The organism is Kitasatospora sp. NPDC030952, assembly GCF_055571335.1.
The window spans coordinates 293400-318340 of the sequence record NZ_JBVIFM010000003.1; the positions used below are offsets into that span (position 1 = coordinate 293400).

Sequence of the window (24941 nt, forward strand, 5' to 3'; positions counted from 1 at the left end):
ACGTACGTCCATCCTGCCCGAGGCGAAGGCCCGGCGGTGCACCCGGCGCGGGCCTTGCGCCCGGGAGCCGCCCACGAGTCCCCCGCTCCACCGGAGCCCCGGGCGGACCGCACTTCCCGCCACACCCGTATGACGGCCTACCGGATCGAGGACCCCGTGAGCGACCTTCCCTTCGGATTCGGCGTTCCTCCCGAGGAGCCCGAGGACGGCAAGGCCAAGCCCGACGACGCGCAGAAGAAGGACCAGGGCCAGGAGGGCGCCGGCGGCCCCCAGTCGTTCGGCTTCGGAGCCGGCAACCCCTTCGGCGCGATGTTCGGCATGCCCGGCGCCCCGGGAGCCCCGGGCGGCCCCGGTGCCGACAACCCCTTCGCCGCGATGTTCGGTGGTCTCAACCCCGGCGACCTCGGCGCGGCCTTCCAGCAGCTCGGGCAGATGCTCTCCTTCGAGGGCGGCCCGGTCAACTGGGACCTCGCCCTCAACATCGCCCGGCAGAGCGTCGTCGCCGAACCCGCCGAGGGCAAGAGCAAGGACCGCTCGGTCGGCGCCGTCGAGCGCGCCGCCGTCGAGGAGGCCGTGCGCCTGGCCGACCTCTGGCTCGACGGCGTCACCGAGTTCCCCTCCGGCGCCGGCACCGCCGTCGCCTGGAGCCGCGCCGAGTGGATCGAGGCCACCCTCCCGGTCTGGAAGGACCTCGTCGACCCGGTCGCCGAGCGCGTCGGCACCGCCATGGGCGGCGTCCTGCCCGAGGAGATGCAGGCCATGGCCGGCCCGCTGATGGGCATGATGCGCTCCATGGGCGGCGCCATGTTCGGCACCCAGATCGGCCAGGCGCTCGGCGCCCTGGCCGGCGAGGTGGTCGGCTCCACCGACGTCGGCCTGCCGCTCGCCCCGGCCGGCAAGGCCGCCCTGCTGCCGCAGAACGTCGCCGAGTTCGGCGAGGGCCTGAACGTGCCCGCCGAGGAGGTCCGGCTCTACCTCGCCCTGCGCGAAGCCGCCCACCAGCGACTCTTCGCCCACGTGCCGTGGCTGCGGGCCCACCTGCTGGGCGCCGTCGAGGCCTACGCGCGCGGCATCAAGGTCGACACCTCCCGCATGGAGGAACTCGTCGGCCAGCTCGACCCGAGCAACCCGGAGGCACTCCAGGAAGCGCTGGCCGGCGGCCTGCTCCAGCCCGAGGACACCCCCGAGCAGAAGGCCGCGCTCGCCCGCCTGGAGACCGCCCTCGCCCTGGTCGAGGGCTGGGTCGACGCCGTCGTGCACGCCGCCGCCGAACCCCACCTGCCGCAGGCCGGCGCCCTGCGCGAGACCGTCCGCCGCCGCCGCGCGGCCGGCGGGCCCGCCGAGCAGACCTTCGCCACCCTGGTCGGCCTGGAGCTGCGCCCGCGCCGCCTGCGCGACGCCGCCCGGCTGTGGGCGCTGCTCGCCGACGCCCGCGGCGTCGAGGGCCGCGACGCCCTGTGGGAGCACCCCGACATGCTGCCCACCGCCGCCGACCTGGACGACCCGGACGCCTTCGTGCACCGCGGCAGCGGCGACCTGGAGGGCGGCTTCGACTTCGACGCCCTCGACAAGCTCCTCGGCGAGGCCGCGGCCGGCAAGCCCGACCTCACCAAGCCCGAGCAGCCCGGGACCGACGAGGACGGCACCGACGGAAAGGGCGAGCCCACCGCATGACGGCCACCGGCACGCACGCGCCCGCCCTGCACGCGGACGCCGTCCGCACCCTGACCGACTGGCGGCCCGCCGACCGGGACCAGGAACAGCTGCGGCTCGACTACCTCGCGCACCTGGCCGAGCAGCCCGAGGGCCTCTACCGGTCCTGCCTGCCCGCCCACATCACCGCGAGCGCGGCGGTCGTCGACCCGGCCGCCGGGCGGGTGCTGCTCACCCTGCACCCCAAGGTCGGCATGTGGCTGCAGATGGGCGGGCACTGCGAGCCCGGCGACGCCGACCTCGCCTCCGCCGCGCTGCGCGAGGCCGTCGAGGAGTCCGGCATCCCCGAGCTCACCCTGCTGCGGGACGGCGGCACCGCCGTCCCCGCCAAGCTGGACCGGCACCTGGTCCGCTGCACCGGCAAGGACCGGCCGGAGAACACCCACCTGGACGTCCAGTACATCGCGCTCGCCCCGGCCGGGGCGCAGGCGATGATCAGCGAGGAGTCGCTGGACCTGCGCTGGTTCGACTACGACAGGCTGCCGGAACTGACCGACCACTCGGTCCGCGACCTGGTCGCCCGCGCGCGACGGCTGACCGCCTGACGGACTGAGGTGCGGCGCGCCAAGGGGGCGCGGACCGATGTGGTCCGCGCCCCCTTTCGCCTGTCCGCCTTTGCCTGTCCGCCTTTGCCTGTCCGCCTTTTGCCTGTCCGTCTGCCTCAGCCGCAGGACGCCGCCGGGTCCGGCCCCGGCGCACCGTGCCGGGCCCCCGGGATGTGCGGCAGCCGGGCCGCCGACACCACGCCCTCCAGATAGCCGCGGGCCCGCTCCGTCCGGGGGTAGGCCTCCAGCAGCGCCCAGAACGCCGCGCCGTGGTCCGGCACCAGCAGGTGCGCCAACTCGTGCAGCAGCACGTAGTCCAGCACGTACTCCGGCATGCCCTGCAGCCGGTGGGACAGCCGGATCGTCCCCTCACTCGGGGTGCAGGAGCCCCAGCGCGAGTTCTGGTTGGTCACCCAGCGGACCTGCACCGGCTGGGCCCGTCCGTCCAGGTAGGCGGCCGACAGCTCCCGGGCCCGGGCCATCAGGGCGTCGTCCCCGAGGATCCGTCGGCGCTCCTGGGCGGCGAGCTTCTCCAGCATCTGCGCGACCCAGCGCTGTTCCTCGGCGTGCGACAACCGGGCCGGGATCAGCACGACGGTGCGGTCGCCCTCGCGGTAGGCGGAGACGGTGCGGCTGCGGCGGGCGCTGCGGCGCACCTCGACCCGGCTGCGGTCGTGCGCCTCGGGCGGCACCGCCCCGGCGGGCGGGTGCTGCGGCCTCGACTGCTGCTGCTCGTGCGACTTCTCGCGCTGCTTCTCGTCCGGGCGCCCACGTGTGCTCGGCGCCGCCGTCTGGGACCCGGACGCTGCACGGGCACGCCGACGCGACGCCGATGGATGGGAGTCCCGCTCGGCTGCCATGGCACACGACGTTACCCGGTACCGCTGACAGAAGTCCGGTGCCGTGGCCGAAATCTTTCATGGAGCGATCGGGAACGAAAGGCCGACGGGGGGTGTCCGGAAACCGACGCCCGGAAGGATGGGCAGTTATCCACAGGGCTTGCGAACAGATGGTGTGATCATGACCCCGGCCCTGTGGATAACTTTCCGCACGCCGTCGGCACGATGGGGCATGCTGCGGTCAGCCGTCTGGAAACGATCGGAAGGGAGATCGTCGTGCGCCTCACGCTCAAGCCCGCCCTGTCCCGCAGCTGGCGGGACTCCGAGACCCTGCAGTTCGGCACCGTCACCCGGTACGCCGGGGTGCTCGGCAACGCCGACAAGACGCTCTGCGAGTTCCTCGACCTGCTCGACGGAACGCGCGACCGGCCCGAGCTGCTGACCGCCGGCGAACGGATCGGCCTCGGCCGCGAACCCGCCGACACCCTGCTGAGCGAACTGGAGGAAACCGGGCTGCTCGACGACGCGGAGGCGACCGACAAGGCGCTGTCCCGCTTCCCTCTGCCCCACCGGGACCTCCTCGGGCCCGACCTCGCCTCACTGTCCCTGGTCCACTCCGGCCCCGGCGCCGCGCCGGCCGTCCTGGCCCGCCGATCCGAGGCCCGGATCGAGGTACGCGGCGCCGGCCGGGTCGGCGCCGCCGTCGCGGCGGTGCTCGCCGCCGGGGGCGCCGGCAGCGTCACCGTGGCCGACAGCGGGCGGGTCCAGCCCGGCGACTGCTCCCCCGCGGGGCTACCGCCCTCGGACATCGGGCGGTTGCGCTCGACCGTCGCCCGGGAGGCCGTGCAACGGGCCGCCGGGCGCCCGCTGGTCCCGGTGCCACGGCGGAAGAGCGACGGCCCGCCACCCGACTTCGTGGTCCTCGCCCCGCGGGACGGCAGCGCCGCCTTCGCGGGCGGGACGTACGAGGCCCGGCTGCTGCTCCGGGCCGGGGTGCCACATCTGTACGTGGGCGTGGTCGAGGAGTTCGGCATCATCGGGCCGCTGGTGATCCCGGGAAGATCGGCCTGCGGGCACTGCCTGGTGCTCCGGCGCGAGGACGAGGACGCCGACTGGCCGCGAGTCCTCGCCCAGCTGGCGGACAACGGCCCCGGCCGGGCCCGCACACCGGCCTGCGACACCGCCCTGGCGACGACCGTCGCCGGACTGGCGGCGCTGCACGTCCAGGTGTACCTGGACGGCGGCCGGCCGCCCAGCGTCGACGGCTGGTGCGAGATCTCCGCAGGCGACGGGATGCCCCGCCGTCTGCGGCTACGAGGCCACCCGGACTGCGGCTGCCTGTGGCAGCCGATGCCGCCGAGTTGAGGAGGAGGGAGGAACCAGGACGAAGGCACGGACCCGGACCGGCGGCTGCAGGGCTCAGCAGCCGCCCCACCCGAGGCCCGAGCTGACACGGGCGCAGCGCCCGGCCCGGTGAGCCCATGGCCAGGTGAGCCCATGGCCAGGTGAGCCCATGGCCAGGTGAGCCCATGGCCAGGTGAGCCCATGGCCAGGTGAGCCCATGGCCCGCGCCCTGCCTAGGGGCAGGGCGCGGGCCGGGAGAAGCGGGAGCCGCTGTTCCGAGGTGCAGGGCAAGCGTGGGAGGTGGGTGGGCAGGCGGCGGGTGAGGTGGGAGGAGGGTGGGTGGGGGGTGGGGGGGAGGGGGCGGGCCCCCGGAGCGTCAACAAGGCGCCCCGGAAGTCACCGCCCCCCGGCCCCCGAGAAATACCGCCGGAACCAGCCCCGGAACCGGGCACAATGGCGTAGTGATGGTGGGCCGTCCGGCGTCGGGGGGCCAGGGGATTGGAGGCCCGGGTGAGCGATCTTCCGCGCAAGGCAGTGACCCGCACGGCACGGCTCGCCGCCCTGCCGTTGGGGATAGCCGGCCGCGCCACGCTCGGACTGGGCAAGCGGATCGGCGGCCGGTCGGCCGAGGTGGTGACGGCCGAGCTCCAGCAGGCCACCGCCGACCAGCTGTTCAAGGTCCTGGGCGAGCTCAAGGGCGGCGCGATGAAGTTCGGGCAGGTGCTGTCCGTCTTCGAGGCCGCGCTGCCCGAGGAGGTCGCCGGCCCCTATCGGGCCGCGCTCACCAAGCTGCAGGACGCCGCTCCTCCGATGCCCGCCGCCAAGGTGCACACGGCGCTCGCCCAGCGGCTCGGAGACGGCTGGCGCGAGCTGTTCCTGGAGTTCGACGACCGCCCGGCGGCGGCCGCCTCGATCGGCCAGGTGCACCGGGCGGTCTGGCACGACGGCAGACGGGTCGCGGTGAAGGTGCAGTACCCGGGCGCCGGCGACGCGCTGCTGGCCGACCTCTCCCAGCTGAGCCGGGTGGCCTGGCTGCTCGGCCCGCTGATCCCCGGGCTGGACATCAAGCCGCTGATCACCGAGCTACGTGAGCGCGTCTCCGAGGAGCTGGACTACGAGCTGGAGGCCCAGGCCCAGCGCCGGCACGCCGAGGAGTTCGCGGGCGACCCTGACATCGTGGTGCCGGTCGTGGTGGCGCAGGCCGACCAGGTGCTGGTCACCGAGTGGATGGACGGCACCCCGCTGGCCGAGGTGATCGCGAACGGCACCCAGGAGGAGCGCGACCGCGCCGGACGGCTGCTGGCCCGGTTCCTGTTCGCCGGGCCGTCCCGGACCGGTCTGCTGCACGCGGATCCGCACCCCGGTAACTTCCGGCTGCTGAAGGACGACGGCCCGGCCGAGGGCTGGCGGCTGGGCGTGCTGGACTTCGGCACGGTGGACCGGCTGCCCGGCGGGCTGCCCGCACCGATCGGGGCCTCGCTGCGGATGGCCCTGGACGGTGACGCGGCGGGCGTGCTGAAGATGCTGCGCGAGGAGGGCTTCGTGAAGCCCTCGGTCCAGCTGGATCCGGACGCGGTGCTGGACTACTTGCTGCCGATCATCGAGCCGGCCGCGGTGGACAGCTTCCACTTCACCCGGACCTGGATGCGGGCCCAGGCGGCCCGGATCGCCGATCCGCGCTCGCCCGCGTACAACCTGGGCAAGCAACTGAACCTGCCGCCCGCGTACCTGCTGATCCACCGGGTGACGCTGAGCACCATCGGGGTGTTGTGTCAGCTGGGCGCCAAGGCTCCGTTCCGGGCCGAGATGCTGGAGTGGCTGCCCGAGTTCGCCGGTGAGCGGCCCGAGGAGCCGGCCGAGCCGGTGGCCGCCCCCGCGAAGCGCACCACCCCGGCGGCCGGGAAGAGCACCAAACCCGCCCGCCCCTGACACACCGGACGGACGGCCACGGCCGACGGCACCGGCCCACGACAACGGCCCACGACAACGGCCGCAGGCCGCTCCCCGAGTACGGGGGGCGGCCTGCGGCACGACGGGGGTCAGTCGGATCGGCGGCGAGCCGCCTGCTTCCGGCGCGTCACATCAGCGCGACGGCGAGCGCCTTGCGGGCCCGGAGGGAGGCCCGCTCGGCCCGCTGCCGGAGCTTGCGCGCCCGGACGACCCGGCTGACGAGGCGTTGTTCCTCCGCCTCGTGGAGCCTGTCTTGCATATGGGCACGGGCCAGGGATTCATGCATGAGTTGCATTTCGAGGGTCCTGTTCTGGATCTGAAGTTCGGTGGTCTGCTCAGCGCGGACGGTCGGATCGATGGCGGCGGGGGTCATGTGGTGGTCCTGCTCGTGGTGCGTGCTCGGGAATGGGATGGTGCGGGCTGCTGCGTCGGCCTTGGCGGCGGCTATCCGTACGGACCGGCGGAGGGCGCTTTCCAGCGGGGGCTGCTCTCCCCGGCGGACTGCCCTGGCGTCGTGGGCGGGGTTCACGCCATGACCTCGGTCTTGCGCGGACGGCCACGCGGCCGCTTGCGGGCCACGACGACACCCTGGACGAAGAGCTCGCCGCCCCAGACGCCCCACGGCTCGCGCCGCTCGAGGGCGCCGGTCAGGCAGGCGTCCTTCACCGGGCAGGTGCCGCAGAGGGACTTCGCGTACTCGACGTCGGCGGGCGTCTCGGCGAAGAAGACCTCCGGGTCGAAGGCGCGGCACGGGATGGGGAGACCGAGCGCCTCGGCCTGCTCGATCGAGTTGAGCTGCATGAACGGAACCTCCGGGGGGTCGGCCTGGTCGGCCTCGTTGATCTGGCTTGTCTGCGGTACGGACGGGATGGGCGGCGTGATGACCGTGGACACTGTGGGCGTCTTCCTCGTCTTCTCAGTGGTTCCGGCCCAGTGGACTGGTGGTGCTGGGCCGGAGGCCCCGGAGGGCCTGGGTGGTCTTGCGTACCGGACAAAACAGAAGGGCCGCGGATCCCGGTGTGACGGGTTCCGCGGCCCTGGAGGTGCCGACCTGAGGCTGACTCAGGTTCGTTCTCTCCAGGGTTCAGGGCCGCGGAAGGCCCACATCCGGATGGCCTTGGCGCCGGTAAAGGCGGCCATGACCTGGTTGATCTGCTGCTTGTTCTGCTTCTGGGCGTTTCCGGCACCGATGACCTGCGCATAGTCGCCATGCCTGGCGGCGATTACGACGGACTTCGGTGCCTGGAGCGGTCGCTCATCGCACTCGGGACGCGACGTGCTGACCTGCGCCCAGCCACGGGACAGACCGGTCTCGACGACGGTGCCTTCGACACTCCTGCCGCCCGTGAGGCACAGATCAGTGTGCCCAAGGCCACTGACAGCGGAGGCGACGGAGACACCGGTGGTGTCGAGACCCAGACCGGTTCCACCGAGCTCGGCGAGCGCCCGCAGGCGGGCGGCACGCAGGGAGGCAGCGACAACGGTCTGGCCAGTCATTTTGGTGATCATGATGTTTCCCACTGTCTTCGCCTCCTCTCGGCGTCTCGCGGAGCCTGGTTCCCCTGGCTCCGAATGTTCGGATGTCTGTCTCGGTGAAGCTGTGTGAAGCTGTGTGGCGAGGGGGATCGGCACAGGTGTCACCCCGTGCGACCGCGTCCCCTTGACCGCTCCGGCAGGCTATTGCGCTCCCGGTATGCCGCGCAAACTATTTTTCACGCGAGTTCACGCGACGCCATCGACGGCGTGGTCCGCGCGACCTTCCGCAGCGGTTGCGAAGTCCCCCGAGCAGTCCCCTGGACCGCGCCCGTGCCGGCTCACGCCGGATCGATCGGACCGTCGTCCTCGACGCCGTCCGGATCCTCCTCGGGCTCCTCCCCCGCACACAACGAGAGCACGGCGGCCCCGTACTTGTCCAGCTTCATGGCGCCGACCCCCGAGATCAGGGCCAGTTCCTGGCGGCCGGCGGGCACGTCCTCGGCGATCGCCATCAGCGTCGCGTCGGTGAACACCACGTAGGCCGGGGCGCCCTGCTTCTTCGCCTGCCGGGCCCGCCACTCGCGCAGTCGTTCGTACAGTGCCTCGTCCATCGTGGACGGACAGTCCTCGCAGCGGCGCAGCTTGCGTTCGACGGCGTCGGTCAGCGGCTTGTCGCAGACCCGGCACTTGACCGGGCCGCGGACCCGTCGGCCGGCGGAGCGCTCGCCGGGCTCGACGCTCCCCCGGCCGCCCCGCGCGCCGGTGCGTGCGCCCGGTGCGGCGGAGCCGGGGCGCAGTCCGTCCATGAAGCGGCTGGGCTTGCGGGAGGCGCGGCCGCCCGGGGAGCGGGAGAGGGCCCAGGAGAGGCTGAGGTGCTTGCGGGCGCGGGTGACGCCGACGTAGAGGAGGCGGCGCTCCTCCTCGACCTGCTCGTCGGTCTTGGCGTAAATGATCGGCAGGGTGCCCTCGGTGAGGCCGACGAGGAAGACGGCGTCCCACTCGAGGCCCTTGGCGGCGTGCAGCGAGGCGAGGGTGACGCCTTCGACGGCGGGGGCGTGCTGGGCGGCGGCGCGGGCGTCGAGTTCGGCGACGTAGGCGGCGAGGTCGGTGGTCAGGCCCTCGGCGGTGCGGGTGCGCTCGAACTCCTCGGCGAGGCGGACGAGGGCGGCGAGGGACTCCCAGCGGTCCCGGACGGCGCCGGAGCCGGCCGGCGGTTCGGGGGTGAAGCCGCGGCTGGCGAGGACGGCGCGGACCTGGCCGGCGAGGTCGGGGGCGCCGGCGGTGAGCGGGTCGGCGGCGGCGCGGGCGGCGCCGCGCAGCAGGACGCCGGCGTCGCGGACCTCGGGGCGTTCGAAGAACCGTTCGGCGCCCTTGAGCTGGTAGGGCACGCCGAGGTCGGCGAGGGCCTGTTCGTAGACCTCGGACTGGCCGTTGGTGCGGAACAGGACGGCGATCTCGCTGGCGCGCACGCCGGCGGCGAGGAGGTCCTTGATGCGGCGGGCGGTGGTCTCGGCCTCGGTGGGTTCGTCCTCGTACTCGGTGTAGACCGGTTCGGGGCCGGCCTCGCGCTGGGAGACGAGTTCCAGGCGGTGGCGGGCGGCCTCGCCGCGGGCCTGGGAGAGCAGCCCGTTGGCGAGGTGGACGACCTGGGGGGTGGAGCGGTAGTCACGGACGAGCTTGACGACGGTGGCCTGGGGGTGGCGGCTGCGGAAGTTGAGCAGGTAGTCGGGGGTGGCGCCGGTGAAGGAGTAGATGGTCTGGCTGGCGTCGCCGACGACGCAGAGGCTGGCACCGCCGTCGGCGCCGGTCCAGCGGTCGAGCAGGCGCTGCTGGAGCGGGGAGACGTCCTGGTACTCGTCGACGGTGAAGTGCCGGTACTGGCTGCGGACCTGGTCGGCGATGTCGGGGCGGTCCTCCAGGATGGCCGCGGTGAGCAGCAGGACGTCCTCGAAGTCGATGTTGCCGCGGCGGCTCTTGGTCTCCTCGTAGACCCGGTAGACCTGGGCGGTCTCGGCGGGGTCGCGGGGGGCTTCGCGGCCGGACTTGGCGACGGCGGCGGGGTAGTCCTCGGGGGCGGTCTGGGTGACCTTGGCCCATTCGATCTCGGCGGTGAGGTCGCGCAGTTCGGTGCGCTGGACGCGCAGTCCGCAGCGGCCGGCGGCCTCGGCGACGAGCTGGACCTTGCGTTCGAGGAGCTGGGGCACCGGGCCGCCGATGGCGCGGGGCCAGAAGTACTGGAGCTGGCGCAGGGCGGCGGAGTGGAAGGTGCGGGCCTGGACGCCGTCGGCGCCGAGCTGGCGCAGTCGGCCGCGCATCTCGCCGGCGGCGCGGGCGGTGAAGGTGACGGCGAGGACCTGCTGGGGCTGGTAGACGCCGCTGCGCACGCCGTAGGCGATCCGGTGGGTGATGGCGCGGGTCTTGCCGGTGCCGGCGCCGGCCAGGACGCAGACGGGGCCCTGCAGGGCGGTGGCGACGGCGCGCTGTTCGGGGTCGAGCCCGGCGAGCACGGCGTCGGGGCCCGTGGCGGCGCCGGGGTCGGCCCAGGGGGAGCCGTGGGGGCCGTCGTAGGGGCTGCCGCTCAAGAGGTCATCCTGCATGCGTTCCATCCTCTCAGCCCGGTGGGACAACCTGGGCGGGGTTGTCCACAGGCCCGGTGTGATCGCAGGATGATCGCTCCGCTCTCGTACGGGTCACGGGTCACCGGCCTCGGGTCACGGGTCACGGGCCACCGGCCACGGGTCACCGGCCTCGGTCACGGGGCCGGTACGCGCCCGGTCCCCACGCGGCCGGCCCGCACGCCCCCCTTCGGGATCCGGCCGGAATGACTGCCGTCCGGTGGACGTTGCGGGTGTGAGACCGTACGAACCCCTCTTTCGAAGGAGCCCTCTCGATGTCCGGCACCGTGACGATGTACAGCACGACCTGGTGTGGTTACTGCAACCGGCTCAAGAGCCAGCTGGACCGTGAAGGCATCGGCTACACCGAGATCAACATCGAGGAGGACCCGGCGTCGGCGGCGTTCGTCGAGTCGGTGAACAACGGCAACCAGACGGTGCCGACGGTGCTGGTCCAGCCGGTGGGCGGTGGCGAGCGGGTCGTGATGACCAACCCGAGCCTGATCCAGGTCAAGAAGGCCCTGGCGGCCTGAGCCGGCCGGGCCGGGTCGGGTCGGCGCGCGTCACGGCGCGTCGGCCCGGGCCGGGTCGACCGGGGTGGCGGGGGCGGGCAGGGTGGTGCGCGCGCCGAGGTCGCCGATGCCGTAGACGAGTCGGCTGCGGTCGGCGGAGTAGCGGGTCTCGATGACCCGGACGGGGCCGCGCCGGTCGTAGGTGACCCGGGTCTGGACCACGAGCGGGACGCCGGGGCCGCCCTGGAACCACTGGGCCTCCTCGGGGCCGGGCATCCGGGCGACGAGGTGGTCGACGGCGCCGATCTCGGTGCGGCCGAGGGTGGCGAGGACGGCTTCGTCCCCGCCCTCGACGGGGTCGGGTTCCATCAGCGGGGTGCCGGCGGCGAGTCCGGCCCGGTAGTGGCTCTCCTCGATGGAGTAGGGCTCGCGGTCGAGCAGGCGCAGCTGGCGGCGGACGACGATGGCCTCGCCGGGGCGCAGTCCGAGGCGTTCGGCGATGTCGACGCGGGCCCGGACGATCATCATCTCGAAGTCGGTGCTGAGTTCGCGCCCGGCTTCGGCGGCTTCGCCGAGGTAGACGGTGGAGGGCGCGGCGAGGCAGTCGCGCGGCGCGGGGGGCTGGGTGGGTCCGTAGGCGTGGTGGTCGAGCACGGGGTGTTCGCGCAGGTAGGTGCCCTTGCCCTGGAGCCGGACGAGTCGGCCCTCGTTGACCAGGACGTCGACGGCGAGCCGGACGGTGTTGCGGGCGACGCCGTACTGGCGTTCCAGTTCGCTCTCGACCGGGAGGGCGGCGTCGGCGGTGAACTCGCCCTCGGCGATCCGGCGGCGCAGGTCCGCGGCGAGGCGCTGGTATTTGGGGGATTGGGCGGTGCCCCGGGGGATTGTCACCCGAGTGAATGTAGCGAGCGCGGTGACGCGGTTTCAGCCGTTTCCGGCAATGTCGTCCGCGCGGGTTGACGGTGGGGGCCCGGAAGTGTCCTGCGGTAGCAGAACTGGCCCGTCCGGCCACGAACAGCCGGTCGTGCGGGATTCGGGGCGGGCTTGGAAAGGAAATCGGGGGCGCGCGGCATAAGCCACGCGCCCCCTTAGGTGCAGATGTGCGCAGAAGTGCACGGAAGCACCGGGAATTCGTACAGGATTACCAGCGCGCCGCCGACGGCAGCGGTTCGCCGTACCAGAGTTCGACCAGGTGGCGGGCGATCGAGATGCCGGAGGGCGGCAGGATCTCACCGGCCTCCATCCCGGCCCGCAGCTCCTCGCGGGAGAACCAGCGCGCCTCGGCCAGCTCCTCGCCGTCCACGGTGATCTCGGTGCCGCCGGGCAGCGCCTTGCCGGTGAAGCCGAGCATCAGGCTGGACGGGAACGGCCAGGGCTGGCTGGCCACGTAGCGGACCTCGCCGACCCGCACCCCCGCCTCCTCGTGCACCTCGCGGGCCACCGCCTGCTCGATCGACTCCCCCGGCTCGACGAAGCCGGCCAGCGTGGACCAGCGGCCCTCCGGCCAGATCGCCTGGCGGCCGAGCAGGCAGCGGTCCTGCTCGTCGGTGATCACCATGATCACCGCCGGGTCGGTGCGCGGGTAGTGCTCGGCCGCGCAGGAGGTGCAGCGCCGCACATGCCCGGCGCCGGCCTTCTCGGTCGGGTGGCCGCAGCGCGAGCAGAAGCTGTGCAGCCGGTGCCAGTGCTCCAGGGCGACGGCGTGCACCAGCAGGCCGGCGTCGCGGTCGGACAGCATCGCGCCGACCTCGCGCAGTCCGGCCGGGCGGGCGTCGCCGTCCAGCCGGCCGGGCAGGCTCTCGCCGGCCAGCGCGAAGTAGGAGACGCCGTCCTCGTCGGTGCCGAGGAAGTAGCGGTCCCCGGTCTGCGGCGCCTCGAAGGAGGGCAGCAGGACGAGCTCGGTGCCCTCGGCGGTGTCGACGACGAAGGCCTCGCCGCCGGCGATCGGCAGCACCCGGGTGGCGGGGTGGCTCCAGGCGGCCGCCAGCCAGGGCTCGTCGAACCGGTGCTCGGCCGCCCGCTCCACTCCGGCCCTGGACAGGGCCAGGGCCCGCGGACGCTCGGTCTCAGGCACGGTGCTCACGTCGTTCCATCCCCACGTGGTGAATCATCCGGATGAGTGATCTGACTGCCATGGTGCGAAAGCAGGCGCGAGAGAGGCTCACGCGCCGGGCCGGAAGTTCTCGGCCAGGTCGCCCCACAGGTAGGCGGCGGTCTCGACGCCCTTGGCCAGCAGGTCCAGCTCGACCTTCTCGTTGACCGAGTGCCAGCCGTCCGAGGGCACCGAGATGCCGAGGAACAGCACCGGCGCGCCCAGCACGTCCTGCAGGTCGGCCGCGGGGCCCGAGCCGCCCTCGCGGGTGAAGAGGATCTTCTGCCCGAAGGCGCGGCCCATCGCGCGGACGGTGGACTGCAGCGCCGGGTGGTCCAGCGGGGTCAGGCAGGGCCGGGTCGCGCCGGGGAAGACCAGCTCGTACCGGATGCCCTCGGGGACCTGCTCGGCGACCCAGGCCCGGACCGCCTCGCGGACCTTCTCCACCTCCTGCCCGGCGACCAGCCGGAAGGACAGCTTGAGGTGGGCCGAGGACGGCACGATGGTCTTGCCGCCGGGGCCGGTGTAGCCGCCCCAGATGCCGTTGACCTCGGCGGTCGGACGGGCCCAGACCCGCTCCAGGGTGGAGTACCCGGCCTCGCCGCGGGTGCCGTGGGACTTGGCGACGCGCAGCCACTGCGCCTCGTCGAAGGGCAGTTCGGCGAACAGCTCGCGCTCGCGCTCGGTCAGCTCCACGACCCCGTCGTAGAAGCCCGGGACGGCGACCCTGTGGTCGGCGTCGTGCAGGGCGGCGGCCAGCTCGGCCGCGACCTGCGCCGGGTTGGGGACGGCGCCGCCGAAGGAGCCGGAGTGGATGTCGGTGTCCGGCCCGTACAGGTCGAGCTGGGCGTCGGCGAGGCCGCGCATGCCGGTGCACACGGTCGGCGTGGTCTCGGACCACATGCCGGTGTCGGAGATGATCACCACGTCGGCGGCCAGCCGCTCGGCCTCGCGCCGCACCAGGTCGGCGAAGTGCGGCGAGCCGGACTCCTCCTCCCCCTCGATCAGCAGCTTGAGGTTGACGGCCGGCGCGGTGCGGCCGGTGGCGGCCAGGTGGGCGCGCACCCCCAGGGTGTGGAAGAACACCTGGCCCTTGTCGTCGGCGGCGCCGCGCGCGTACAGCCGGCCGCCGACCACGGTCGGGGTGAACGGCTCGGTGTCCCAGCCGTCCTCCTTCGCGGCGGGCTGCACGTCGTGGTGCCCGTAGACCAGGACGGTCGGCGCGGACTCGTCCCCGGACGGCCACTCGGCGAACACCGCCGGCAGCCCGTCGGTCTCCCACACCTCGGCCACCGGGAAGCCGGTGTCGCGCAGCTTGGCGGCCAGCCAGTCGGCGGAGCGGCGGACGTCCCCGGCGCGCTCCGGGTCGGCGGAGACCGAGGGGATGGCCAGCCATTCGGAGAGGTCGGCGAGGAACGCGGCCTGGTGCTGGTCGATGTGGGAGCGGACGGCGCTGTCCGGGGTTCTCGTCATACCGACGACTGTAGTTCGCCCGTACGGGTGCCCGCCCCGGCCCTCCGGGTGCCGGACGCCGTCGGGGCTGTAACCTCCGTCACCCCCGCCGCCGGGCAGGGCGGGCGGGGGTGACGGGAGCCGGGCGCGGGCGTCAGCCGGTGCGGCGCAGCAGCGAGATCCGCGAGCGGGTGAGGGCCGCGGCCAGGCCCGCCGCGAGCAGCGGCAGCACCACCACGGTGGCGGCGACGGTGGGCCAGGGGAAGACCACCGAGGACTTCTCGGCGATCTCCTCGGGGCTCATGCCGGGGTAGCTGCTCGCCAGGCCCTGGACCTTGCGCAGGGCCACGGCCGGCAGGACGCCGCAGACGGTGCCGAGCAGGGTCCCCATGGCGGCGATCACCCCGCACTGGAAGCCGGAGAGCGAGCGCCGGATGCGCGGTTCGGCGCCGACCGCGGCGAGGGTGGTCAGGTCGCGCTGGGAGTCGGCGGCGGCGAGTCCGGTGGCGATGCCGGCGGCGCCGAGGGCGACCAGGGCGGCGAAGCCGTTCAGGCCGAGGCCGATCAGTCCGGCCCGGGACTGGTAGCCGCGCTCGATCGAGAACTGGCTGTGGTCGCTGACCTTGGCCAGTGCGCCGTTGGCCTTCTGCTCGGCGGCGTCGGTGGGCGGGCCGGCGGGCAGCCAGACCGAGCCGGCCGGGGTGGTGCCGAGGCCGAGCCGGCCGGCGGTCTCGGGGCTGATCACGGCCTGGCCGTGGGCCGGGACGGTGGCGGACACCAGGACGGCGTCGACGGTGAGTTCGGTGCGCGCCGGCTTGGCCTGGCTCGCGCCGCCGACGCCGCGGTCGAACGGCTCGGTGGTCTCGATGATCAGCTTGCCGTCCTTGACGTAGCGCGGGTCGAAGACGACGGCCTTGCCGGCCGCGAGGGCCGTGGCGGCGGCCGGGTCGGTGACGCCGAAGAGGTTGCGCACCAGGGTGGGGTCACCCGCCGTCAGGTTGCTGAAGTGGTTGCCGCTGCGGTCGCGGACCTGGCAGCGCGGGTCGGAGGAGGTGATCCGGTTGATCTCCTCGTTGCTGAGCACGGTGTCGCCGTCGTAGGCGGGGCAGCGCAGTTCCTTGGGCAGTTCGATCCGGACGAAGCCGCAGGGCTTGCCCCCCGAGCAGTCGCCCTTGTAGATGACCCGGGCGACGTCGGCGCGGGGCCCGATGTCGGGGATGGAACGTTCGACGGTGTCGCGCAGCTGCGGCAGCAGCTTGGCGTCGCTGTCGCTGATCCAGCCGCCGAGCATGACGGCCCCGGCGGGGCCGCCGGCCACGTACTCGTGGCGCTGCTGGTCGTCGTAGCTGGCCAGGTAGATGCTGACCGCGACGGAGCCGGCGACGGCGGCCATCACGGCGGCGACGGCGGGCGCGGTGCGGCCGCGGTGGCGTACGGAGTCGCGCAGGGCGAGCCGGGGGCCGAGCGAGAGCCAGCGGCCGAGCTTGCCGAACAGGCCGACCAGGTACGGGGTGAGGGCGACCATGCCGAGTTCGGCGAGGGCGGAGCCGCCGAGGACGGCGAGGCTGCGGCTGGTGAAGCCGCTGGTGGCGCCGAGCAGGGCGAGGGCCGTTCCGGCGGCGAGCATCAGCAGGCCGAGCAGGGCGAGCTTGCGGCTCGGGGGCTTGAGCGAGTCGCGGCCGGTGAGCGCGGAGACGACGTCCTGGCGGGAGGCCTGGACGGCGGGTACGACGGCGGCGAGCAGCCCGGTGACCAGGCCGACCAGGAGCACCCCGAGCAGGTCGAGCGGCTGCAGGTTGAAGTGGCCGAAGCGCTGGCCGGCGTAGTCCTCGGCCTGGGTGCGCAGCAGGGCGACCAGGCCGACGCCGAGGCCCAGCCCGACGGCGGCGCCGGTGACGCCGAGGACGACGCCGCCGCCGAGGACGACCGCGCGGACGTTGGCGCGGTCACCGCCGGCCGCGGCGAGCAGGCCGAGCTGCCGCCGGGAGCGCCGGGCCCCGACGGCGAAGGCGGGGCCCGCGAGGAGCACGATCTCCAGCAGGGCCATGCCGGCGACGGTGCCGAGGATGACGACGGAGGTCCGGTCGAAGAAGGCGGTGCCTCCGCCGCCGAAGCGCTTGTCCATCTCGGTGTAGAAGGGGACGTCGGCGCGGGCGGGCGGGTCGAGCAGGACGGCGCGGGAGGCGACGGTGAAGCCGTAGCCGTTGAGTTCGGTGACCTTGGCCCAGTCGAGGGTGGCGCCGGCGGGGAGCTTGACCAGCCAGCGGGTGGCGGTGTCGGGGGCCGGGGCGGGGGCGGGGTTCTGGCCGGGGTTCTGGCCCTGGCCCGTGCCGGGGGCGCCGGCCAGCCGTCCGACCAGGGCGCCGGGCCGGGCGATGATCTCGGTGGCCTTGAGGTCACCGGGGAACTCGACGGCGGCGGTGATGGTGAAGGGGTTGGACTCCAGTCCGCGCACGGTGGTGCGGTCGCCGAGCTTGAGGCCGGAGCGGCTGAGGAACTCGCGGGTGACGGCGGCCTCGTGGTCGTCGGCGGGGGCGCGGCCCTGGACCAGGTTGACCCGGCCGTGCCAGACCGGGTCGGTCAGGTCGGCTTCGCCGGTCTGGGTGGCGAGCAGGCCCTCGGTGCTGCTCGCGGCGGTGCTGGGGCCCTCGTGCTCGGGCACCAGGGTGCTGCCGGGCGGGAGCAACTGCCGCACCAGTTCACCGGGTTCGGTGTCGAGGGAGCGCTGCTGGGCGGGGGTGTAGACGGGGGCGGCGCCGTCCTTGGCGTCGTCCTTGGGGTTGTCGGTGAGGACGCCGTCGTCGGGGTTGGGGGCCTGTTTGACGGCGGAGCCACGCTCGGCCAGGTTGAGTTCGGCGTCGGACTGACCCATGATCCGCACGACCCGTTCGGCGGGTTCGAGGGTGGAGCTGCGGTAGAACACGTCGGCGCCGGTGACGCCGAGGACGGGCAGGGCGACCATCGCGACGACCAGGGCGCTGCGGCCCTTGGCCCGCAGGGCGTCACGGCGGGCGATGCGCAGGGCGACCCGCCAGGCGCTGAGCTTCACTCGTCCACCTTCGCGCTGTTGGTGGCGGCGACGACGAGCAGGCTGGCGGCGTCCTGGCTGACGGACTCGTCGACCATGCGGCCGTCGCGCAGGAAGACCACGCGGTCGGCCCAGGCGGCGTGCCGGGCTTCGTGGGTGACCATCATGGCGGCGGCGCCGGCGTCGCAGCGGGCGCGCAGCACGGCGAGGACGGCCTCGCCGGTGGTGGAGTCGAGGGCGCCGGTGGGTTCGTCGGCGAGGACGAGGCGGCGGTCGCCGATCAGGGCGCGGGCGATGGCGACGCGCTGCTGCTGGCCGCCGGACATGTCGTCGGGGAAGCGGTCGGCGAGCTCGGGGATGCCGAGTTCCTCCAGGGCGGCGAGGGCCTCGCGGCGGGCGGCCCGGGCGGACAGGCCGTCGAGTTCACGCGGCAGCGAGATGTTCTCGGCGGCGGTGAGTGCCGGGATCAGGTTGTAGTCCTGGAAGACGTAGCCGACGGAGCGGCGGCGGACCTGGGCGAGCTTCTTGCGGGTGAGTCCTCCGAGGGCGACGCCCTCGACCAGGACCTGGCCGCCGCTCGGGCTGTCGAGGCCGCCGGCGAGGGTGAGCAGGGTCGACTTGCCGGAGCCGGAGGGGCCCATGACGGCGACGAACTCGCCGGGGTGGACCTTGAGGTCGACGCCGCGCAGGGCCTGGACCTCGGCGGCGCCTTGGCCGTGGACACGGGTGACGTTCTCCAGGTGCAGCACCGGTGTCTGCCGGGACTGTTGGGTGTGGGACACGGTTCCCCCCTCTGGGCTGGGTACGGGCGGGCGCCGCGGCGCCCGCCCGTGGTGCGGGTGGCTGGGCGCGACTGCGGCGGCGGGTGGTTTCGGGTGGCCGGGCGCGGCCGGGGTGGCTCTGGGTCCGGACCGGGCCTGGATCCGGACCGGGCCTGGGTCCGGTCCGGGCCCGGGCGCGGCCGGGGCGGCTCCAGGTGTGGCTACGGCGGCTCTAGGCGCGGCTGCGGCGGCCGAGCCGCTTGGGTTTCGCGGCGCCGTCGCGGGCGGCCTCGGCGGCGCGGGCCTGCTGGAGTTCGGCCTGCTGGGAGAGCCGGGTCTCGCAGTGGTCGAGCCAGCGGATCTCGGCCTCGGTCTGGAAGATCAGCTGGTCGAGGACGAGCAGCCAGGCGAGGTCGTTGCTCTCCGAGGGCACGGTGCCGGGTCTGGCCTCGCCCGCCAGGGCGCGGCCCTTGAGCCGGGTGTAGTCCTGGAGCGCCTTGATGCTGTGCCGGCGCTGGCCCTGGACGACGGCTGAGACGTCGACCCCGGGCACGGTGACGGCCATGGCGAGCTTGATCGCCAGTTCGTCGCGCGGGGGGTTGGTCCGGGGCACCGGGGTGTCGAACCAGGCCCGCAGTTCGGCGCGGCCGGCGTCGGTGACGGCGTAGAACTGGTGGCCCTCGGCGTCCTCGCCGGCGGCTTCGACCAGGCCGTCGCGCTCCAGTCGGGACAGCGTGGTGTAGACCTGCCCGACGTTGAGCGGCCAGGTGGCCCCGGTGCGCGCCTCGAACTCGGTGCGCAGCTGGTAGCCGTAGCGGGGGCCCTGATCGAGCAGGGCGAGCAGACCGTGGCGGATGGACATACCGAGTATGTATACCCGGTATGCCCTGCGGCCTCAAGCCGCGCGCCCTCCGGTACCGTCGTGCGGTGTGAGCCAGTTGCGCATCGCTACCTTCAACCTGTTGCACGGCCAGCCGCTCGGCCCGGACGGCGCGCCGCTGCCCTACCCGGCCGACGCGGGAGACCCGTTGGCGCAGGCGGTGGCCGCACTGGACGCCGACGTCCTGGCCCTGCAGGAGGTGGACCGGCACCAGTCGCGCTCGGGCGGCACCGACCAGGCGGCGGTGGCGGCCGCGGCGATGGGCGCCGGCGACTGGCGCTTCGCCGCCGCCCTGCACGGGCGCCCGGCGCCGGTGGCGGGCTGGGTGCGGGAGCCGTCCGGACCCGACGGGCTGCGGGTGTACGGCCCGGCCGAGGTGGGCGACGGCGCCGCGCCCTCGTACGGGACGGCCCTGCTGACCAGGCTGCCGGTCCGGCACTGGCGGGCCCGCCGGTTCGCCCCGGCACCGTTCGGGCTGCCGCTGCGGGTGGCCGGGCGGCGCGGGCTGACCCCGGTGCCGGACGAGCCGCGGGCCGCGCTGGCGGCGGTGCTGGAGGGCGAGCGCGGGCCGTTCACCGTGGTGGCCGCGCACCTGTCCTTCGTACCCGGCTGGAACATGGCGCAGCTGGCCGGGATCCGGCGCTGGATCGCCGATCTGCCGCAGCCCTACCTGGTACTGGGGGACTTCAACCTGATCGGCGCGGTGCCGCGCACGGTGCTCGGCGGGGCGACGGCGCTGGAGCGCACCGCGCCGCGGGCGCGGGTGCGGGAGCTGCGGGCGGCCCGGCGGGCCCGGCCGGTGCTGGCCGAGCCGCGCCGGCGGCGGGTGCGCGAGCCGCGGGCGCGGCTGCAGGGCTGGTACGACCTGGCGCGCACGCCGACCTATCCCGCGCACCGGCCGGCGGTGCAGTTCGACCACGTGCTCGCGGTGGGGGTGCCGCGCGCGGCGGTGGGCCCGGCGGCGGCGCCGCGCGCCGGGGTGTCGGACCACCGGCCGCTGCTGGTCCGGGTGTCGCTCTAGGAGTCAGCGGTTGGTCAGGACGCCCGCCTGCTGGGGCAGGTGGGCGAGGGCGGGCGGGGTGGGGTCGTACTGGAGGAGCAGCATGGCCGCGTCGTCGCCGAGTTGGCGGCCGACGTGGCGCACCACGTCCTCGTGCAGGCGCTGCAGGACGTCGGCGGGGCGGCCGTCGGCGCAGTGCGGGAAGCGTTCGGCGAGCGGGTAGAAGGCACCGGAGCGGTCCCGGGCCTCGATCACCCCGTCGGTGAACAGCAGCACCCGGTCGTCGCCGTGCAGCGGGACCCGGTGCACCGGGGGGCGGACGTCGGCCGGGTCGAGGACGCCCAACGGCGGTACGGTCTCGGCGAGTTCGAGCGGCTGGACGCGGCCGTCGCGGAGCAGCAGCGGCGAGGGGTGGCCGCAGTTGACGAGTTCGGCGGTGCCGTCCGGTCCGACCCCGATCAGGACGAGGGTGACGAACTCCTCCTCCACGCCCGGGTGGTCGTTCTCGTGCAGGGCGCGGTCCAGGCTGACCGCCAGCCAGCCGGCCACCCGGTCGAGGGCGGGCTCCTGGTGGGCGGCCTCACGGAAGGCGCCGAGGACGGCGGCGGCGGTCTCGACCGCGCCCAGGCCCTTGCCGCGCACGTCGCCGACCACGGCCCGTACGCCGTGCCGGGTGTTGACGACCTCGTACAGGTCGCCGCCGATCCGGGCGTGGGCCGCGGCGGCCTCGTAGTGGACGGCGGCACGCACGCTGCCGACCCGTTCCGGGACGGGCCGCAGCAGGACCCGCCGGGCGATCGAGGCGACCAGCTGGGCGTCGGCCAGGGCGCGTTCCTGGCGCAGTCTCAGGGTGGCGCTGACCCAGCCGATCGTGGCGACCAGCAGGATCGCGATGACGCTGGCGGCGTGCACGGACTCGCCGAGCGCGTCGCTGCGGAAGGCCATCAGGAAGGCCGCCGCCTCGGTGCACAGCCCGATGACGAGCGGGTACCAGGTGCGGCGGCTGACCACGGCGGCCAGTGCGGGTACGGCGGTGAGGGCGGGTTCGACCGTCACCTCGGTGCCGCTGAGGTAGTCGAGGACGACGATCAGCGCCATGCCGAGGAAGGGCAGCGCGAGCGCCGTCCTCGGCCAGGTGCCGGTCGTGCCCGGAGCGGGTCCCGGGGTCGGCCCGGTGAACCGCTCTCTGATCCATCCGGTCGCGCTCAACTTCGGTCTCTCCAGCAGAAGACGCCGATGCCGGGGGCACCTGCGGTGATGACTGAGGGTCAGGGAATACGGGCCTCGCTGGCGGCCGGAGCACGGGGTTGACCGGTTACCGACCCCACAATAGGCGCGAAACGTGCACGACGCACAGGTTTCGGGCGTCGGCGCGATGACTCGGGTGCTCTGCGTGACTCATTAGTCACTGTTCCCGATCAGGAGCCGTTCCAACTCTTTTCGGTCGGGAAGTCCTTCCGGTCTGACGATCCGCCCGCTGCGGACGTACAGGAACGACGCCGTGACCTGCTCGGGATCGACGCCCGCCGACTCGGCCCAGGCCAGCCGGTAGACCGCGAGCTGCAACGGGTCGGCGGTCTCCTCCCGATGGGTCTTCCAGTCCACCACTTCGTAGCGTGACGCACCACCGGATTCCGACACACCGTCACCGTCCCGGTAGACCGCGTCGATCCGGCCGCGCACCACCCGCCCCGCCAGCACCAGTTGGAACGGCGCCTCCACCCGGTAGGGCCGGCGCTGGGCGTACGGGGTGCGCAGGAACGCCTCCTTGAGCCGCTCCAGGTCCTGCTCGTCCTCGATGCCGTCGTCGTCGGCGCCGGGCAGCGCGCCGGGCTCGATCAGCAGCAGCGGCTCGATCCGGGACTGCACCCAGGCGTGGAAGCGGGTGCCGCGCCGGGCGGCGGGCTGCGGGGGGCGCGGCATCGGGCGGGCCAGGTCGTGGGCGAAGCCGTCCGGGTCGGCGGCCAGCCGCAGCAGCTGGGTGGCGGACAGCGCGGCCGGCAGCGGCACCTCGCGGGCGGTCCGCCGGGAGCGCTCCAACTCCCCCAGCAGCGCGGTCAGGTCGCGGTCCCAGGAGGCGACCTGGCGCTGGTCCTCGACGGCCATCGGCTCCGGATCACCTGCGGGCGCCCCGGCGAGCCGGCGCCGGACCACCTCGGCGACCCGGCGGCGGGCGTGCTGGGCGGCCGGGTCCAACGGCAGCGGCCAGGTGTGCTCGACGGCGGCGGCCAGCGCCGGGTTCCCGGCGCCCTTCTCCGGCTGCTCGGCCCAGTGCTCGACCTCGCCGGCGCCGGGCTGCTCGCAGTGCGCGCGCAGCTTTTCCAGGAAGACCGACGGGCCGCGGACGGTCTTCTGGCTGGGGCCCCACCAGTGCCCGGAGGCCAGCAGCAGGGACTTCGGCCGGGTGAACGCGACGTAGCCCAGGCGCAGTTCCTCGGTGCCCGAGTGCTCGGCCAGCTCCTTCTTGAACGCGGCCATCGACTTGGACGTCCAGCCGCCCCGCACGTCGGGCAGGGTCGCGGAGTCACCGCGCAGGGCGTGCGGGAGCACGCGCTTGGTGCTGGTCCAGCGTTCGCGCGGGGAGCCGGACGGGAACGCGCCCTTCACCAGGCCGGGGACGGCCACCACGTCCCACTCCAGGCCCTTGGACTTGTGCGCGGTGAGCACCTTCACGGTGTCCTCGCCGCCGGGCAGGCTGCTGTCCAGTCCGCGCTCGTACTCCTGGGCGGCGCGCAGGAAGCCGAGGAAGGCGGCCAGGCCCGGGTCGCCGTCCAGGTCGGCGAAGGAGGCGGCGACGTCCAGGAAGGCGTGCAGGGTCTCCCGCCGGCGGGCGGCCAGCGCCTGCGGGGAGGCGGCGAGTTCGACCTCCAGACCGGTGACGGTCAGCACCCGGTGCAGCACGTCCATCAGCGGGTCGGCCAGCGAGCGGCGCAGCTCGCGCAGCTCGGCGGCCAGCCGGGCCAGCCGTACCCTCGCCTCGGCGGAGAACGGCAGGTCGTCGGGCTGGTCGCCCTCCCCACCGGATGGGGCCGTCAGGAAGGTCTCCACCGCGTCGGCCAGCGAGACCACCTCGGTCGGGTCGGCCTCGGCGACGGCCGCGGCCAGCGCCTCGACGCCCTCGGGCCGCTCGGTGCGCACCAGTTCGGCGGCGCGCCGGCCGAGCAGGGCGAGGTCGCGCGGGCCGATCCGCCAGCGCGGGCCGATCAGCAGCCGTACCAGGGCGGCGTTGGCGGTCGGGTCCTGGAGCACCTCGCAGACGGCCACCAGGTCGGCCACCTCGGGCAGTTGCAGCAGCCCGCCGAGACCCACCACCTCGACCGGCACCTCGCGGGCGACGAGCGCGGCGTGGATGTCGGGGAAGGCCGCGCCGCCCCGGCACAGCACGGCGATCCGGCCGGGCGCGGTTCCGGTGCGCACCAGGTGGGCGATGGAGTCGGCGAGCCAGTCGATCTCCTCCGCGTGGGTGGGCAGCAGCGCGGCCCGCGCGTAGCCGTCCAGTTCGGCGCCGGGGGCCGGGCGCAGCGCCTCGACGCCCTCGTGCATGGCGCGCAGCGGGGCGGCGAGTTCGTTGGCGAAGGCGAGCAGCCGGCCGCCGCTGCGGCGGTTCTCGCTGAGCGCGTAGCGGTCGGCGGGGCGGCCGTCGGCCTGGGGGAAGTGCCGGGGGAAGTCGTCGAGGTTGGCGACGGAGGCGCCGCGCCAGCCGTAGATGGCCTGACAGGGGTCGCCGACGGCGGTGACCGGGTGGCCGCCGCCCTTGTGGTCGGGGCCGGCGCCGAACAGGCCGGCGAGCATCAGGCGCTGGGCGACGGAGGTGTCCTGGTACTCGTCGAGCAGGACGACCCGGTACTGGCCGCGGAGCAGTTCGCCGACCTCGGGGCGCTGCTGGGCGAGGCGGGCGGCGGCGGCTATCTGGTCGCCGAAGTCCATCAGCCCGGCGGCCTGCTTGCGGCGGCGGTAGTCCTCGACCAGGCGCAGCAGTTCCAGCCGGGCGCGAGCGGTGGCGGGCACGGCCCGCAGGTCGTCGTTGCCGAGCTTGACGGTGGCGAGGGTGTCGAGCAGCTCCTCGTCGTGGGCGCGCAGGGTGGCGGGCTCGACCAGGTGCTCGGCGAGTTCGCCGTCCAGGGCGGTGAGGTCGGCGACGAGGTTGGCGAAGGTGCCGGTGAGGGCGGGGAAGGGGCCCCGGGCGGTGCGCAGCACCTTGGCGGCGAGCTGGAAGCGGGTGGCGTCGGCGAGCAGCCGGACGTCGGGTTCGATGCCGATCCGCAGGCCGTGTTCCTTGAGCAGCCGGCCCGCGAAGGCGTGGTAGGTGGAGATCTCGGGCTCGCCGAGCGGTTCGGTGTCGTCCCGGTCGGCGACGCCGGCCCTCAGCAGGGCGGTGCGGACGCGTTCGGCGAGTTCGCCGGCGGCCTTGTTGGTGAAGGTGAGGCCGAGCACCTCCTCGGGCCGTACCGCGCCGGAGCCGACCAGCCAGACGACCCGGGCGGCCATCACGGTGGTCTTGCCGGAGCCGGCGCCGGCCACGATCACGGCCGGGGCGAGCGGGGCGCCGATGGCCGCCATCTGCTCCCGGTTGAACGGGATGCCCAGCAGCTCCTTGAGCTGGTCGGGATGGCTGAGCACGGCGGTCACCCCGCAACCGTAACCGGCGGAACCGACAGGCCGGGCGCCCGGTCGCCGTGACCCCGGCTACTCCCCACCCCGAGCGGAACAGAGCCGCCCGGAGGCGAGCGGGCG

Annotated in this window: 19 protein-coding genes; 6 read left to right on the forward strand and 13 right to left on the reverse strand. The window is 74.2% G+C overall.

The window, feature by feature from the left end; all coding sequences use genetic code 11:
* The first annotated feature begins 156 nt into the window (after positions 1-156).
* Both ACZ47G_RS08925 and ACZ47G_RS08930 read left to right on the forward strand, forming a co-directional pair.
* Positions 157-1674: a zinc-dependent metalloprotease gene (locus tag ACZ47G_RS08925; RefSeq protein ID WP_465740755.1), complete on the forward strand. Its 1518-nt coding sequence runs from the start codon at positions 157-159 to the stop codon at positions 1672-1674.
* A complete protein-coding gene (locus ACZ47G_RS08930; protein ID WP_465740756.1) occupies positions 1671-2258 on the forward strand; it encodes an NUDIX hydrolase in 588 nt (195 codons plus the stop codon). Before ACZ47G_RS08925 ends, ACZ47G_RS08930 begins: the two co-directional genes overlap by 4 nt.
* A gap of 116 nt (positions 2259-2374) precedes the next feature.
* Here the strand turns inward: ACZ47G_RS08930 and ACZ47G_RS08935 are convergent, their stop codons facing one another.
* A complete protein-coding gene (locus ACZ47G_RS08935; protein ID WP_465740757.1) occupies positions 2375-3118 on the reverse strand; it encodes a M48 metallopeptidase family protein in 744 nt (247 codons plus the stop codon).
* 255 nt (positions 3119-3373) lie between these two features.
* On the opposite strand from ACZ47G_RS08935, the gene ACZ47G_RS08940 reads away from it, so the two are divergent.
* Positions 3374-4462 carry a TOMM precursor leader peptide-binding protein gene (locus tag ACZ47G_RS08940; RefSeq protein WP_465740758.1) on the forward strand — a complete coding sequence of 363 codons (1089 nt, stop codon included), beginning with the start codon at positions 3374-3376 and terminating at the stop codon, positions 4460-4462.
* Positions 4463-4951: 489 nt separating this feature from the next.
* Complete coding sequence (locus ACZ47G_RS08945) at positions 4952-6370, forward strand: ABC1 kinase family protein (RefSeq protein WP_465740759.1); 1419 nt, start codon at positions 4952-4954, stop codon at positions 6368-6370.
* Positions 6371-6518: 148 nt separating this feature from the next.
* Here the strand turns inward: ACZ47G_RS08945 and ACZ47G_RS08950 are convergent, their stop codons facing one another.
* The 4 genes from ACZ47G_RS08950 to ACZ47G_RS08965 form a co-directional block, all read right to left on the reverse strand.
* Complete coding sequence (locus ACZ47G_RS08950; RefSeq protein WP_380461827.1) at positions 6519-6764, reverse strand: hypothetical protein; 246 nt, start codon at positions 6762-6764, stop codon at positions 6519-6521.
* Between the two features lie 152 nt (positions 6765-6916).
* On the reverse strand, positions 6917-7285 hold the full coding sequence (locus tag ACZ47G_RS08955; RefSeq protein ID WP_465740760.1) for a WhiB family transcriptional regulator: 369 nt from the start codon (positions 7283-7285) through the stop codon (positions 6917-6919).
* 168 nt (positions 7286-7453) lie between these two features.
* Positions 7454-7912 (reverse strand): hypothetical protein, encoded by a 459-nt coding sequence (locus tag ACZ47G_RS08960; protein ID WP_380461825.1) that lies wholly within the window; start codon positions 7910-7912, stop codon positions 7454-7456.
* A 293-nt stretch (positions 7913-8205) separates the two neighbouring features.
* Entirely contained in the window at positions 8206-10473 is a 2268-nt protein-coding gene (locus tag ACZ47G_RS08965) for an ATP-dependent DNA helicase UvrD2 (protein ID WP_465740761.1), read from the reverse strand.
* Positions 10474-10757: 284 nt separating this feature from the next.
* Between ACZ47G_RS08965 and ACZ47G_RS08970 the strand changes: the two genes are divergently transcribed.
* A complete protein-coding gene (locus tag ACZ47G_RS08970) occupies positions 10758-11015 on the forward strand; it encodes a mycoredoxin (protein WP_188304952.1) in 258 nt (85 codons plus the stop codon).
* Positions 11016-11045: 30 nt separating this feature from the next.
* On the opposite strand, the gene ACZ47G_RS08975 is transcribed toward ACZ47G_RS08970, so the two are convergent.
* From ACZ47G_RS08975 to ACZ47G_RS09000, 6 genes are all read right to left on the reverse strand, one after another.
* A complete protein-coding gene (locus ACZ47G_RS08975; RefSeq protein ID WP_380461823.1) occupies positions 11046-11885 on the reverse strand; it encodes a GntR family transcriptional regulator in 840 nt (279 codons plus the stop codon).
* A gap of 250 nt (positions 11886-12135) precedes the next feature.
* Positions 12136-13077, reverse strand: coding sequence for an NAD(+) diphosphatase (gene nudC, locus ACZ47G_RS08980; protein WP_380461822.1), 942 nt, complete (start codon positions 13075-13077; stop codon positions 12136-12138).
* 78 nt (positions 13078-13155) lie between these two features.
* Entirely contained in the window at positions 13156-14559 is a 1404-nt protein-coding gene (locus ACZ47G_RS08985; RefSeq protein ID WP_465740762.1) for a dipeptidase, read from the reverse strand.
* A gap of 133 nt (positions 14560-14692) precedes the next feature.
* Positions 14693-17587, reverse strand: a complete 2895-nt coding sequence (locus tag ACZ47G_RS08990) for an FtsX-like permease family protein (RefSeq protein ID WP_465740763.1) — start codon at positions 17585-17587, stop codon at positions 14693-14695.
* On the reverse strand, positions 17584-18348 hold the full coding sequence (locus ACZ47G_RS08995) for an ABC transporter ATP-binding protein (protein WP_465740764.1): 765 nt from the start codon (positions 18346-18348) through the stop codon (positions 17584-17586). Before ACZ47G_RS08995 ends, ACZ47G_RS08990 begins: the two co-directional genes overlap by 4 nt.
* A 211-nt stretch (positions 18349-18559) precedes the next feature.
* Positions 18560-19189, reverse strand: a complete 630-nt coding sequence (locus tag ACZ47G_RS09000) for a PadR family transcriptional regulator (protein WP_465740765.1) — start codon at positions 19187-19189, stop codon at positions 18560-18562.
* 67 nt (positions 19190-19256) lie between these two features.
* On the opposite strand from ACZ47G_RS09000, the gene ACZ47G_RS09005 reads away from it, so the two are divergent.
* Positions 19257-20228 carry an endonuclease/exonuclease/phosphatase family protein gene (locus ACZ47G_RS09005; RefSeq protein ID WP_465740766.1) on the forward strand — a complete coding sequence of 324 codons (972 nt, stop codon included), beginning with the start codon at positions 19257-19259 and terminating at the stop codon, positions 20226-20228.
* A 3-nt stretch (positions 20229-20231) separates the two neighbouring features.
* Here ACZ47G_RS09005 and ACZ47G_RS09010 read toward each other — a convergent pair whose 3' ends face one another.
* The gene (locus ACZ47G_RS09010; RefSeq protein ID WP_465740767.1) at positions 20232-21416 is read right to left on the reverse strand and encodes a PP2C family protein-serine/threonine phosphatase; all 1185 of its coding nucleotides are present in this window, start codon (positions 21414-21416) and stop codon (positions 20232-20234) included.
* A gap of 192 nt (positions 21417-21608) precedes the next feature.
* Positions 21609-24836, reverse strand: a complete 3228-nt coding sequence (locus ACZ47G_RS09015; protein ID WP_465740768.1) for a UvrD-helicase domain-containing protein — start codon at positions 24834-24836, stop codon at positions 21609-21611.
* Positions 24837-24941 lie beyond the last annotated feature (105 nt).

Coding starts and splice junctions, on each gene's coding strand:
- ACZ47G_RS08985 (WP_465740762.1), bottom strand. CDS start 14,559: ATGACGAGAACCCCGGACAGCGCCGTCCGCTCCCACATCGACCAGCAC.
- ACZ47G_RS08950 (WP_380461827.1), bottom strand. CDS start 6,764: ATGACCCCCGCCGCCATCGATCCGACCGTCCGCGCTGAGCAGACCACC.
- ACZ47G_RS08965 (WP_465740761.1), bottom strand. CDS start 10,473: ATGGAACGCATGCAGGATGACCTCTTGAGCGGCAGCCCCTACGACGGC.
- ACZ47G_RS08930 (WP_465740756.1), top strand. CDS start 1,671: ATGACGGCCACCGGCACGCACGCGCCCGCCCTGCACGCGGACGCCGTC.
- ACZ47G_RS09000 (WP_465740765.1), bottom strand. CDS start 19,189: ATGTCCATCCGCCACGGTCTGCTCGCCCTGCTCGATCAGGGCCCCCGC.
- ACZ47G_RS08970 (WP_188304952.1), top strand. CDS start 10,758: ATGTCCGGCACCGTGACGATGTACAGCACGACCTGGTGTGGTTACTGC.
- ACZ47G_RS08935 (WP_465740757.1), bottom strand. CDS start 3,118: ATGGCAGCCGAGCGGGACTCCCATCCATCGGCGTCGCGTCGGCGTGCC.